Source organism: Aeromonas sp. FDAARGOS 1402, from assembly GCF_019046925.1.
Taxonomy (GTDB): Bacteria; Pseudomonadota; Gammaproteobacteria; order Enterobacterales; family Aeromonadaceae; genus Aeromonas; species Aeromonas caviae.
Map to the genome: position 1 here is coordinate 1,372,501 of NZ_CP077201.1, position 12,424 is coordinate 1,384,924.

The 12,424-nt window shown below is 62.7% G+C and carries 9 protein-coding genes (1 of these 9 cut by a window edge); 6 read left to right on the top strand and 3 right to left on the bottom strand.

The window, feature by feature from the left end; translation table 11 throughout:
* The 3 genes in view from I6L32_RS06555 to pepQ are tightly spaced (at most 36 nt apart) and all read right to left on the bottom strand, a layout consistent with a single transcriptional unit that may run on beyond the window.
* Positions 1-844, bottom strand: partial view of a TrkH family potassium uptake protein gene (locus tag I6L32_RS06555; protein ID WP_216944838.1) — the 5' portion only. 614 nt of this gene lie to the left of the window's left edge; the window shows 844 of its 1,458 coding nt (coding positions 1-844); its start codon is at positions 842-844; its stop codon lies beyond the left edge, outside the window.
* A 36-nt stretch (positions 845-880) separates the two neighbouring features.
* Complete coding sequence (locus tag I6L32_RS06560; protein ID WP_216944839.1) at positions 881-1,498, bottom strand: YigZ family protein; 618 nt, start codon at positions 1,496-1,498, stop codon at positions 881-883.
* Positions 1,498-2,820, bottom strand: a complete 1,323-nt coding sequence (gene pepQ / locus I6L32_RS06565) for a Xaa-Pro dipeptidase (protein ID WP_216944840.1) — start codon at positions 2,818-2,820, stop codon at positions 1,498-1,500. The genes I6L32_RS06560 and pepQ overlap by 1 nt, the downstream gene beginning before the upstream one ends.
* 196 nt (positions 2,821-3,016) lie before the next feature.
* Between pepQ and I6L32_RS06570 the strand changes: the two genes are divergently transcribed.
* The 6 genes from I6L32_RS06570 to I6L32_RS06595 all read left to right on the top strand — a co-directional run bounded on the left by I6L32_RS06570 (position 3,017) and on the right by I6L32_RS06595 (position 12,380).
* The gene (locus I6L32_RS06570; protein ID WP_216944841.1) at positions 3,017-4,954 is read left to right on the top strand and encodes an acetoacetate--CoA ligase; all 1,938 of its coding nucleotides are present in this window, start codon (positions 3,017-3,019) and stop codon (positions 4,952-4,954) included.
* A 204-nt stretch (positions 4,955-5,158) separates the two neighbouring features.
* On the top strand, positions 5,159-7,306 hold the full coding sequence (gene fadB / locus I6L32_RS06575) for a fatty acid oxidation complex subunit alpha FadB (protein ID WP_216944842.1): 2,148 nt from the start codon (positions 5,159-5,161) through the stop codon (positions 7,304-7,306).
* Complete coding sequence (gene fadA, locus I6L32_RS06580; protein ID WP_200906076.1) at positions 7,307-8,491, top strand: acetyl-CoA C-acyltransferase FadA; 1,185 nt, start codon at positions 7,307-7,309, stop codon at positions 8,489-8,491. It abuts the gene before it with no gap.
* 347 nt (positions 8,492-8,838) lie between these two features.
* A complete protein-coding gene (locus I6L32_RS06585) occupies positions 8,839-9,561 on the top strand; it encodes a response regulator (RefSeq protein ID WP_010672413.1) in 723 nt (240 codons plus the stop codon).
* 113 nt (positions 9,562-9,674) lie between these two features.
* Positions 9,675-11,120, top strand: coding sequence for an ATP-binding protein (locus tag I6L32_RS06590; protein WP_010672412.1), 1,446 nt, complete (start codon positions 9,675-9,677; stop codon positions 11,118-11,120).
* Between the two features lie 3 nt (positions 11,121-11,123).
* Positions 11,124-12,380, top strand: a complete 1,257-nt coding sequence (locus tag I6L32_RS06595) for an ABC transporter substrate-binding protein (RefSeq protein ID WP_202043461.1) — start codon at positions 11,124-11,126, stop codon at positions 12,378-12,380.
* Positions 12,381-12,424 lie beyond the last annotated feature (44 nt).

Genomic DNA, 12,424 nt, shown 5'->3' on the forward strand with positions numbered 1-12,424 from the left:
TGCTCAGAAACACTTTGAGCTCGGAGTCCCGCAGATAGCTGCTCACGCGCACCGGCTTATGGGCAAACACCATGAAGTGAAGCGCGAAGTTGACGCTCGCCAGCAACAGGAACACCACTGTGATCAGGTTGATGGCCGGGCTGTCGAAGAAACCGATGCTGGCGTCGTGGGTCGAGAACCCCCCAACCGACAAGGTGGAGAAGGAGTGGCAGATGGCATCGAACAACGTCATCCCCGCCATCCAGTACGCGAGAGCGCAGAGGGAGGTCAGCAACAGATAGATGAACCAGAGCGCCTTGGCCGTCTCGGCGATGCGCGGGGTCACCTTGTTGTCCTTGACGGGCCCCGGGATCTCGGCGCGATAGAGCTGCATGCCCCCGATGCCGAGCAACGGCAGCACGGCCACCGCCAGCACGATGATCCCCATGCCACCGAGCCATTGCAGCAGCTGGCGGTAGAAGAGAAACGCCTTGGGCAGATTGTCCAGCCCGGTCAGCACCGTTGCGCCCGTGGTAGTCAGGCCGGAAAACGACTCGAAAAATGCCTCCGAGACCGACATGTTCGGCACGTCGCTGATGATGAAGGGGACGGCACCCACGCTCCCCAGCACCACCCAGAACAGCACCACGATGAGGAAGCCTTCCTTGGACCTGAGTTCCTTTTTCTGGTGGCGGTTGGGGAACCAGAGCAGGAGGCCGAGCAGGAGGGCTATGACGAAGGAGTTGACGAACTCGGTACCACCGCCATCACGATACCCAAAAGCGACCACCGCGGGCAGCAGCATGGTCGAGCTGAACAGGGCAACCAGCAGACCGACGATACGAATGATGCTCAGAATCTGCATTCCGGCTCCCTCTTCAAACTAAAAGAGCGATGGATTCTAGCCATCTAAGGGACGAAGGGATACCCGACCTTGGGTCCGGTCGGTCAATTCCTGTGCGATACGGGCCCAGAGCGCAGACTCCCACGCTACCTGAAGGGTGACGCTGGCACCATAATCGGCCACCAGCAACTGCCCTTGATGGGCAGAGATGAGGGACTCCACGGCCCCCATGTCGGTGTAGTCACACTGGATCACGGAAGAGGTCAGCTGACGCTTGATACAAGTTTCAAGTTGCTTGAGTGCTGCCCCCACACCACCGCCATAGGCCTTGACCAGGCCACCGGTCCCCAGCAGCACGCCACCGTAATAGCGCACCACCACGGCGGCGACTTCACCCAGACCGGCCCCCATCAACTGGGCCAGCATGGGCTTGCCCGCCGTGCCAGAGGGTTCGCCATCATCACTTAAACCATAAACCTGGCTGTCTTGGGGGGCGCCGGCGACAAAAGCCCAGCAGTGATGCCGGGCTCCCGGGTGTTGCTGTTTGATCTCGTCTATCCAGGCCTTGGCGGCCTCGACGGTCGGAGTATGGGCGATGTAAGTAATGAAGCGGCTCTTCTTGATCTCTTCGCTCACCTCCAGCGGGGCTGCCGGTATGGGGTAATCCGTCGCCATCAGAGCCCTGCTTGTCTGGTCAGGTTCTCGACCCCGTTGGCATGCAGCACCACGTTGTCCTCGATGCGAATGCCACCATAGGGACGCAGCGCCTCCACCTTGTTCCAGTTGACCCGCTTGCCCTGCTCCCCCTGGCGCAGCGGCTCCAGCAGGCTGTCGATGAAGTAGAGGCCGGGCTCGATGGTGAACACCTGGCCCACTTCCATCACCCGGGTGCAGCGCAGATAGGGGAACTGCTCGGGGGCCGCCAGGTGAGTGCCGCGCTCATCCTGCATAAAGCCGCCGGCATCGTGTACCTGCAGGCCGAGGAAGTGGCCGAGACCGTGGGGGAAGAAGACATTGGTCACCCCGGTGTGGATCATCTCGTCCACCGACATGTCTACCAGTTCGGTGGCTTGCAGCAGGCGCGCCAGCCTGTGGTGCATCTGCAGGTGCAGCTCGCTGTAGCGGCGGCCCGGCTTGATCTCGTCGATGATCTCCTGTTGCTGTGCATCCAGCGCAGCAATCAGATCGGCGAACTCACCGCGGCGCCAGGCCCAGGTCCGGGTAATGTCGGAGGCATAACCGTGCACGTCCACACCGGCATCGATGAGGAAGGAGTAACGCTCCGCATCCGGCACCCGCTGGGTGGAGAGATGGGTGTAGTGCAGGATGGCCGCATTGCGGTTGATGGCAACAATGTTGCCGTAGGGCGCCTCATTGGCCCCCTGTCCGACCGCCTTCATGTAGGCCAGGTTGATCTCGAACTCGCTCGCCCCCGCCATGAAGGAGTCCTTGGCAGCGATGTGGCCGCGCACGCCGATGCGGTTGGCATCGCGAAGACATTCCAGCTCATAGGGCGTCTTGTAGGCACGGTGGTAGTGCAGGTAGTTGAGGACCGCCTCCGGATTGGGCTGGCCCAGTCCCAGCAGCTCGGCCACTTCCAGATGGCCGCCCAGATAGGCCCACTCCTGCTTGTTGACCGGCAGGTGATCGGCAACCTGCTCCGGGCGAGTCAGGAAGCGAATGTCGAAGAAATCGACCCAGAAGGCGTTGGGCAACTCCGCCACCTTGTGCCAGAAGTCCACCGGCCGGTAGAACAGCAGCACCGGCTTGTTCACCCCGTCCACCAGCAACCAGCAGTGAGGGTTGTCCAGCACCGGCAGCCAGGCCTTGAACTGGGGATTCACCTTGAAGGGATAATCCTGATCATCGAGGAAGATGCGGTGGGTCTGGCCGGAGTGGATGGCCAGACCGCTCAGTCCCTGCTGTTGCAGTATGTCGCGGGTACGCTGCTGAAGGGTGTCGAGATGCTGGGCAAAAAGTTGGCTGTAACTGCTCATGGCGTCCTGCTCCGGGCGAATGTGACTTCAGCATAACATCAAGCGAATCAAGGCTCGAGCCACCCGGCTTTCGCTTCGTGAGGTAACGCATAGGTTACAGGCTTTTTGTTATGAAGATAAAACAGACAATTAACAAACAAAGAACAATTCAATACACTGCCCACAGACAGTAGATATCAGCCGTCAGGAACGACTCATGCAAAACCTTTGTCTGTGGACACCGGATCAGGACAGGATGCAGCACTCCAACCTCCACCAGTTCATGGCCGAGGTCAATCACTTCCATGGTCTGCAACTGCGCAGCTATGCCGACCTGTATCAATGGTCGGTGGAGAAGACCACCCGCTTCTGGCCCCTGGTGTGGCAGCACTGCGGCGTCAAGGGCGAGCTTGGCAACATTGTGGCGGAGAACCGCCAGGATATGCAGCGCGCCCGCTGGTTCCCCGACAGCCAGCTCAACTTCGCCGAGAACCTGCTGCGCCGCCAGGATGAGAGCCCGGCCATCATCTCCCGCATCGAAGGGGGCCCAAGCCGGACCCTGAGCTGGCATGAGCTGGCAGATCAGGTCGCCCGCCTGGCCCACTGGCTTCGTAGCCAGGGTATAGGCCGGGGTGATGTGGTCGCAGCCTACCTGCCCAATATCCCGGAAACCGTGGTAGCCATGCTGGCAACCACCAGCCTCGGGGCGATCTGGACCTCCACCAGCCCCGATTTTGGCGAGGCCAGCGTGGTGGAGCGCTTCGGCCAGACCCGTCCCAGGGTGCTGTTCGCGGTGGATGGCTACCGCTACGGCGGCAAGGCCATCGACATTCAGGACAAGGTGGCCAGCGTCGTCGGTCAGCTCGACAGCCTAGAGCAGACGGTGATGATCCCCCTGCTCGGCAACCCGCTGCAGCTTGGTCACAACTGGCAGCAATTGCTGGCAAGCCAGCATGATGCCCAGCTCGCCTTCGAGACCATGGCCTTCAACGACCCGCTCTACATCCTCTACTCCTCCGGCACCACCGGCAAACCCAAGTGCATCGTCCACGGCATTGGCGGCACCCTGCTGCAACACCTGAAAGAGCACCAGTTGCACTGCGACATCAAGCCGGGGGAGCGCATCTTCTACTTCACCACCTGTGGCTGGATGATGTGGAACTGGCTGGTGAGCGCCCTCGCCTCCGGCGCCACCCTGGTGCTCTACGATGGTTCCCCCTTCTACCCGGATGGCAAGGTGCTGTGGGATCTGGCACGGGACGAAGAGGTCGCCCTGTTCGGCACCTCGGCCAAGTATCTCGATGCGCTGCACAAACAGGGTTATGCCCCCATCAAGACCCACGACCTGCCTGCCTTGCGCCTCATCTGCAGCACCGGATCCGTGCTGTCGCCGGAGGGGTTTGACTACGTTTACCAGCAGATAAAGCAGGATGTGCAGCTCAGCTCCATCTCTGGCGGCACCGACATCTGCTCCTGCTTCGTCATCGGCAACCCCTTGAGCCCCGTCTATCGCGGCGAGAGCCAGGGGCGCGGCCTTGGTCTCTCGGTGCAGGTATTCAACGAGGCGGGCCAGCCGGTGCTGGGGGAAAAGGGCGAGTTGGTCTGCACCAAGCCTTTCCCGGCCCAGCCCATCTACTTCTGGGGTGACGAGAACGGCGACAAATACCACGCCGCCTACTTCGAGCGGTTCGACAACATCTGGTGCCACGGGGACTGGATCGAGCTGACCCCAACCGGCGGCATTCTGTTCTACGGCCGCTCCGACGCGACCCTCAACCCGGGCGGCGTGCGCATCGGCACCAGCGAGATCTACCGCTATGTGGAACAACTCGACGAGGTGGAAGAGAGCATCGTCATCGGCCAGCAATGGAAGCAGGACGAGCGGGTGGTGCTGTTCGTCAAGCTCAAGGCGGGTTGCAAGCTGGACGACGGGCTGCGTGAGCGGATTTGCCAGCAGATCAAGCGGCACTGCACCGCCCGTCATGTGCCTGCCCGCATCCTGCAGGTGGATGCCATCCCCCGCACCAAGTCCGGCAAGATAGTGGAGCTGGCGGTGCGGGAAGTGGTGCACAACCGCCCCGTCAACAACACCCACGCCCTCGCCGATCCCGAGGTCTTGAACCAGTATCGCAACCGGCCGGAACTGGCCAGTTGATACCACGCTCATCTCCATCGGAGGCGCCGCAAGGCGCCTCTTTTTTACCCGTTTTGTGATGAAGAGCTTTTACTCGATAACTGTTAAACAAATGTTTTAAATAGGTGTTGAAAATGTCTCCTTTTGGATCAATAGTGAGCCTCGCCCCCTGCTGGGGATAAAGGAGCACCATTCCCCACAGAGTGGGAACAAGGAGACACTCTCATGATCTACCAAGGCGAAACCCTGACGGTCAGCTACCTCGAAGACGGCATTGCCGAGCTGAGGTTCGATGCCCCGGGTTCAGTCAACAAGCTGGATCGCGCTACCCTGCTCTCCCTGAGCGAAGCGATCGCCGCATTACAGCAACAAGCCGATTTGAAGGGTCTGATCCTCACCTCCGGCAAAGACGCTTTCATCGTCGGCGCCGACATCACCGAATTCCTGGAACTGTTCGATCTGCCGCAAGAAGACCTGCTCGGCTGGCTGAAAAAGGCCAACGACATCTTCAACGCCATCGAAGATCTGCCCGTGCCGACCCTCTCTGCCATCAAGGGTCACGCCCTGGGTGGCGGCTGCGAGACTATTCTCTCCACCGATTTCCGCCTGGCTGATACCAGCGCCAAAATCGGCCTGCCCGAGACCAAGCTCGGCATCATGCCGGGCTTTGGCGGCACTGTCCGTCTGCCGCGGGTGATCGGTGCCGACAACGCGCTGGAGTGGATCACCACCGGCAAGGATTACCGTGCCGATGACGCCCTCAAGGTGGGTGCCATCGATGCCGTGGTCGCCCCGGACGCGCTGCACAGCGCCGCCGTGCAGATGATCAAGGACGCGATCAAGGGCAAGCTGGACTGGCAGGGCCGCCGCGCCGCCAAGAAGGCCCCGCTGCGCCTCTCCAAACTGGAAGCCATGATGAGCTTCACCACCGCCGCCGGCATGGTTGCCGCCGTGGCGGGCAAACACTATCCGGCCCCCATGGCCGCCGTGAAGACGGTGGAAGCCGCCGCCGGCATGGGCCGTGACGAGGCGCTGGCCGCCGAGGCCGCCACCTTCATCAAACTGGCGAAAACCGACGTGGCCAAGGCGCTGGTCGGTATCTTCCTCAACGATCAGCACATCAAGGCACTGGCCAAGAAGGCCGCCAAGCAGGCAAACAAGGCCACCGGCCATGCCGCCGTGCTGGGTGCCGGCATCATGGGGGGCGGCATCGCCTACCAGTCTGCCAGCAAGGGCATCCCGGCGGTGATGAAGGACATCAACGAGAAGGCGCTGGCACTTGGCATGAATGAGGCCACCAAGCTGCTCAACGGCCAGCTCGAGCGCGGCCGCATCGACGGCATCAAGATGGGCCAGGTGCTCTCCGCCATCACGCCGACCCTCAGCTATGACAACGTCAAGCATGTGGACGTGGTGGTCGAAGCTGTGGTCGAGAACCCGAAAGTGAAGGCCGCCGTGCTGGGCGAAGTGGAAGGGATCATCGGCGAAGACGCCGTGCTCGCCAGCAACACCTCCACCATTCCCATCTCTCTGCTGGCCAAGGGACTGAAGCGCCCGCAGAACTTCTGCGGCATGCACTTCTTCAACCCGGTGCACCGCATGCCGCTGGTGGAGATCATCCGTGGCGAACAGACTTCCGATGAAACCATCAACCGCGTGGTGGCCTACGCCGCCGCCATGGGCAAGTCCCCGGTCGTGGTCAATGACTGCCCCGGCTTCTTCGTGAACCGCGTGCTGTTCCCCTACTTCTTCGGCTTCAACAAGCTGGTCGCCGATGGCGCCGACTTCGCCGCCGTCGACAAGGTGATGGAGAAGGAGTTTGGCTGGCCCATGGGCCCCGCCTACCTGCTGGACGTGGTCGGCATCGACACCGGCCACCACGCTGGTGACGTGATGGCGCAGGGTTTCCCGGCGCGCATGAGCAAGGAAGGTCGTACCGCCATCGACGTAATGTATGACGCCAGCCGCTTCGGTCAGAAGAACGGCAAGGGCTTCTACGCCTACGAACAGGACAAGAAGGGCAAGCCGAAGAAGGTGGCCGACGCCGCCAGCTACGAGCTGCTGACCCCCATCGCCAAGCCGAAACAGGAGTTCGACAAGGACGCCATCATCGCCCGCATGATGATCCCGATGATCAACGAGGTGGTGCTCTGCCTGGAAGAGGGCATAGTCGCCACGCCAGCCGAAGCCGACATCGCGCTGGTCTACGGTCTGGGCTTCCCTCCCTTCCGCGGCGGCGTGTTCCGCTATCTGGACACCATTGGCCTGGATCGCTACGTGGCCATGGCCGACCAGTATGCCGATTTGGGCCCGCTCTACCGCGTCAGCGACCGCTTGCGTGAGATGGCCGCCCAGGGCAACACCTTCTACTGATTGCGGAAAGGAGATCCATTCATGAAAGACGTAGTCATTGTCGACTGTATCCGGACCCCGATGGGCCGGTCCAAGGGCGGCGCCTTCCGCAACGTGCGTGCAGAAGACTTGTCCGCGCACCTGATGAAATCCATCCTGCTGCGCAACCCCAACCTCGACCCGAACGAGATCGAGGATATCTACTGGGGCTGCGTGCAGCAGACCCTGGAGCAGGGCTTCAACATCGCCCGCAACGCCGCCCTGCTGGCCGGCATCCCGAAACAGGTGGGGGCGGTCACCGTCAACCGCCTGTGCGGCTCCAGCATGCAGGCGCTGCATGATGCCTCCCGCGCCATTCAGGTAGGTGATGGGGATATCTTCATCATCGGCGGCGTCGAACACATGGGCCACGTGCCCATGAGCCACGGCGTCGACTTCCACCCCGGCATGGCCAAGTCGGTGGCGAAAGCCTCCGGCATGATGGGGCTGACCGCCGAGATGCTCGGCAAGCTGCACGGCATCAGCCGATCGCAGCAGGACGAGTTTGCCGCCCGCTCCCACCGCCGCGCTCACGCCGCCACCGTGGAAGGCCGTTTTGCCAAGGAGATCGTCGGGCTGGAAGGCCATGACGCCAGCGGCGCCCGCTTCTTCTACGACTATGACGAGGTGATCCGCCCGGAGACCACGGTAGAAACCCTGAGCCAGCTGCGCCCGGTGTTTGACCCGGTCAACGGTACCGTCACCGCCGGCACCTCGTCGGCGCTGTCCGATGGCGCCGCCGCCATGCTGGTGATGAGTGCGGACCGCGCCAAGGCCCTCGGCCTCACCCCGCGCGCCAAGGTACGTGCCATGGCCATCGCCGGCTGTGACGCCGCCATCATGGGTTACGGCCCGGTGCCGGCCACCCAGAAAGCGCTCAAGCGGGCCGGTCTGACCGTCGGCGACATCGATCTGTTCGAGTTGAACGAGGCGTTTGCCGCCCAGTCCCTGCCCTGCGTGAAGGATCTGGGTCTGCAGGATCTGGTGGACGAGAAGGTGAACCTCAACGGTGGCGCCATCGCCCTGGGTCACCCGCTCGGCTGCTCCGGTGCCCGCATCTCCACCACCCTGATCAACCTGATGGAAGAGAAGGACGCCACCCTGGGAGTCGCCACCATGTGCATCGGCCTGGGTCAGGGCATCGCCACCGTGTTCGAACGGGTGTAAGTGAATCACTCCTGACCGCTCACCGGTCAGGGACGCCGCCTCGGGGCGGCAACAACAGACAGAAGGCGGCCCTGCTTCCCGGCACTGCGGCCCCATCACGAATACCGGGTCGGCCTGCCGACCCTGCTGTCGAGTCTGTGGAACGCGCCACACGGGGTGCGCTCCTGCCGTCGGAATCTGCGTGTTGGCCGGCCCGTTTGGGTCGGCCTTTTTTATTCTTTTCCCGCGATCGGGGCCAATCCTGAGGCTATATTGCCCATAACTTCACATTAGAGGGGGGGCTTGCTTGCTTTTTACTCCCCCGACAGGTTCAATCTGCACAAAAAAATGGGTGGATGCACATACATATGTCAACGAGCAAACAACTGCTTATCGTCGACGACGATCGGGAGATCCGCGAGCTGCTCAACGAGTACCTGACCCGGGCCGGTTTCGAGGTACTGACCGCGGCTGAAGGGAACGAGATGCGCCAACAACTGGCCCAGCACAGCCCGGACCTCATCATTCTGGACATCATGATGCCCGGCGACGACGGCTTTACCCTCTGCCAGCAGATCCGCCGCGACTCCCAGGTACCCATCATCATGCTCACCGCCGCCTCCGACGAAGCTGACCGGGTGATCGGTCTGGAACTTGGCGCCGACGACTACATCGCCAAGCCGTTCAGCCCGCGCGAACTGCAGGCCCGCATCAAGGCGCTGCTGCGCCGCGCCGAATTCCGCCAGCCGGAGAAAGAAAAGGAACCGAGCCGTCGGCTGCGCTTCGCCGAGTGGACCCTGGACACCCTGAGCCACCAGCTGACCCACGAAGATGGCAGCCTGCTGGATCTCTCCGGCAGCGATGCCCTGCTGCTCGGCATGTTCCTGCAGCAGCCCGGCGTGGTGCTGGACCGGGATACCATCTCGGACGCCACCCGCGGTCGCGAGAGCCTGCCCATGGAGCGCGGCATCGATGTGCAGATCAGCCGCCTGCGCCAGAAGCTCGGGGACAACGGCAAGAGCCCGCGCATCATCAAGACCATTCGCGGCAGCGGCTACATGCTGATCGCCGAAGTCCACGAGATCCCGTAACAGACAGACGCTACGGCGAGACCTTGAACGGGCAGAAGAGAGACCCATCACGGGGCAACGGCAAGGCACAGAGGTAAGCACCCCATGCTGATCGACAAGAGACACACGCTGCCATGACGGGGCAGAAGTTCTGGCGGGCCCTGGTGCCCCGCTCCCTGCTGTCGCGGATGCTGCTGCTGTTGCTGCTCGCCATCCTGCTCTCCCAGACCATCCTCACTGGCATCTGGATGCAACAGATCCAGAAGCGGGAGCTGGAGGGCATGCTCAGCACCACCCGCAACCTGGCGCTGTCGGCGGCTTCCACCGTCAACTTCTTCAAGTCCCTGCCCCTGCAATACCGCCACATCGCGCTGGATCAGCTGCGCAACATGGGGGGCAGCCGCTTCTTCGTCTCCCTGAACGAGGAAGAGATCCACATCAGCGCCATCCCCGACAGCGAGCGCAAGACGCTGGTGCTCAAAGAGGTGCAGGAGGTGCTCAGCCGCAAACTCTCCGACGCCATGGCGATCAAGGTGGACTTCTCCCGCCCCGAGGAGCTGCACGTCTTCAACAACGACACCCTGCTGGCGGATCTCCCCTCCTCCTGGGCCCGCTACACCCTGTCCCTGGAGCCTATCAATCCGCCGGTGCTGGTGACCCAGATCGAGATAGAACCGGGGGAGTGGCTCTATCTGGCGGCCCTGCTGCCCGCCCCCTACATGACGCTGGATGACACCGTGATGCCGAGCAACCAGGTGCGTTTCATCGCCCTGATGACGGTCTTCCTCTGCTTCTTCACCTTCATGCTGGTGCGCTGGCAGACCCGCCCCCTGCGTCGCCTCGCCAAGGCGGCGGTCAACCTCGGCAAGGACATCGACCAGCCGTCCCTCAAAGAGGAGGGTGCCTCCGAAATCGTGGCGGCGACCCGCGCCTTCAACATCATGCAGCAGCGCATTCGCCGCTTCATCGACGACAGGGAGCGGCTGTTCAGCTCCATCTCCCACGACCTCAAGACCCCCATCACCCGGCTGCGACTGCGGGTCGAACTGCTGGACGACGAGGTGCAGATCGCCAAGTTCAATAAGGACCTGGACGAGCTGGAGCTGATGGTCAAAGGGGCGCTGCAGACGGTCAAAGAGACGGACATTCACGAGAACCTTGAGCAGATCGACGTCAACGCCCTGCTGGAGCAGATGGCGGAGGCCATGAACCTGCACGAGGATCTGCTCACCATCGAGGGCCACTGCAAGTGGCCCTATCGCGGCAAGCTGCTGGCCCTCAAGCGCTGCATCGGCAACCTGGTGGACAACGGCATCAAGTACGGCCAGAAGGTGCGCATCATCATCATGGATGACGAGGAGATGCTGATCCTCTTCATCATGGACGAGGGGCCCGGTCTGCCGGACGATCAGTTCGAGCGCATCTTCGAGCCCTACTACCGCCTCAGCACCGATGCCGCCGGCACCGGGCTGGGCCTTGGCATCGCCCGCAACATAGCCCACGCCCACGGCGGCGACCTGGTGCTGGAAAATCGCCCCCAGGGCGGCCTGCAGGCCACCCTCTCCCTACCAAGGCAGTAATGTATGAAGTGGTTGTCTTTTTCTGTCATCGCCCTGCTCTCCCTGCCCGTCTGCGCCTCCCAGGTGGAGGTATTGCACTGGTGGACCTCCGGCGGCGAGGCCAGGGCCGTGGAAGTGCTCAAGTCCGAGTGGGCCGAACAGGGCAACCAGTGGAACGACTTCGCAGTACAGGGGGGGGGCGGCAAGAGCGCCATGACGGTGCTCAAGAGCCGGGCCCTGGCGGCAAACCCGCCGGAGGCGGCCCACCTCAAGGGGTTCGAGCTGCACGAGTGGGGCAGCCTGGGCTTTCTGCGCGATCTCACCCCCATGGCCGAGCATCTCGGCTGGTACCCTCAGCTGCCCCCCATGGTGCGCGACACACTCAGCCAGAACGGCGCCCTGATGGCGGTCCCCACCGGCATCCACCGGGTCAACTGGCTGTGGCTCAACCGCAAGGTATTCGAGCGACAGGGGCTCAAGCCCCCCACCGACTGGGCCCAGTTCGTGGCGGTGGCGGACAAGCTCAAGGAGCAGGGCATCACCCCCCTCGCCATCGGTAACGAACCCTGGCAGATCGCGGTGCTGTTCGAAACGGTGGCCCTCGGCGAAGGGGGCAAGACCTTCTATCGCAAGGCCTTCCTCGAGCAGGACAGCGCCACCCTGACCGGCCCCGACATGGTGCGGGTGCTGACTCGCTTCCAGCAGTTGCGCGCTTATGTGCCCGAGAAATACGCCGGCCTGAAATGGCACCAGGCCACCAACCTGCTGGAGAGCGGCGGTGCCGCCATGCAGGTGATGGGGGACTGGGTGAAGGGAGAGCTGAGTGCAGGCAACTACCGCCCCGGCGAGGATATCGAGTGCCTGCCAAGCCCGGGCAGCCAGGGGCTGTTCAGCTACAACCTCGACTCCATCGCCATGTTCAAGCAGCGGGATCCCGCCCAGTTGCAGGCCCAGGGCGAGCTGGCCAGGCTGTTGATGACACCGCGCTTCCAGGAAGCGTTCAACCGGGTGAAGGGCTCCATCCCGGCACTCATCAAGCCGGACATGAGCAAGTTCGATCGCTGCGCCATCCGCTCCTATCAGGACTTCCTCCACGCCGAGCAACAGGATAACCTGCTGCCCAGCATGGCGGAGGGGATGGCGGTGCCCACCAACATGCGCCAGGGGATCATGGATGTGCTGAGCAGCTTCTTCAACGACGCCAGGGCCAACCCCGAGCAGACGGCGCAGCAGTTGGAGCGCGCCATGCGCTCGACCCGTTCCGGCGCGGAGCAGAAATGACAAAGGCGGACATCGTCCGCCTTTGAGTGCCGAGAGCCAGGCTC

Coding starts and splice junctions, on each gene's coding strand:
- I6L32_RS06560 (WP_216944839.1), bottom strand. CDS start 1,498: ATGGCGACGGATTACCCCATACCGGCAGCCCCGCTGGAGGTGAGCGAA.
- pepQ (WP_216944840.1), bottom strand. CDS start 2,820: ATGAGCAGTTACAGCCAACTTTTTGCCCAGCATCTCGACACCCTTCAG.
- I6L32_RS06570 (WP_216944841.1), top strand. CDS start 3,017: ATGCAAAACCTTTGTCTGTGGACACCGGATCAGGACAGGATGCAGCAC.
- fadB (WP_216944842.1), top strand. CDS start 5,159: ATGATCTACCAAGGCGAAACCCTGACGGTCAGCTACCTCGAAGACGGC.
- I6L32_RS06585 (WP_010672413.1), top strand. CDS start 8,839: ATGTCAACGAGCAAACAACTGCTTATCGTCGACGACGATCGGGAGATC.
- I6L32_RS06590 (WP_010672412.1), top strand. CDS start 9,675: ATGACGGGGCAGAAGTTCTGGCGGGCCCTGGTGCCCCGCTCCCTGCTG.
- I6L32_RS06595 (WP_202043461.1), top strand. CDS start 11,124: ATGAAGTGGTTGTCTTTTTCTGTCATCGCCCTGCTCTCCCTGCCCGTC.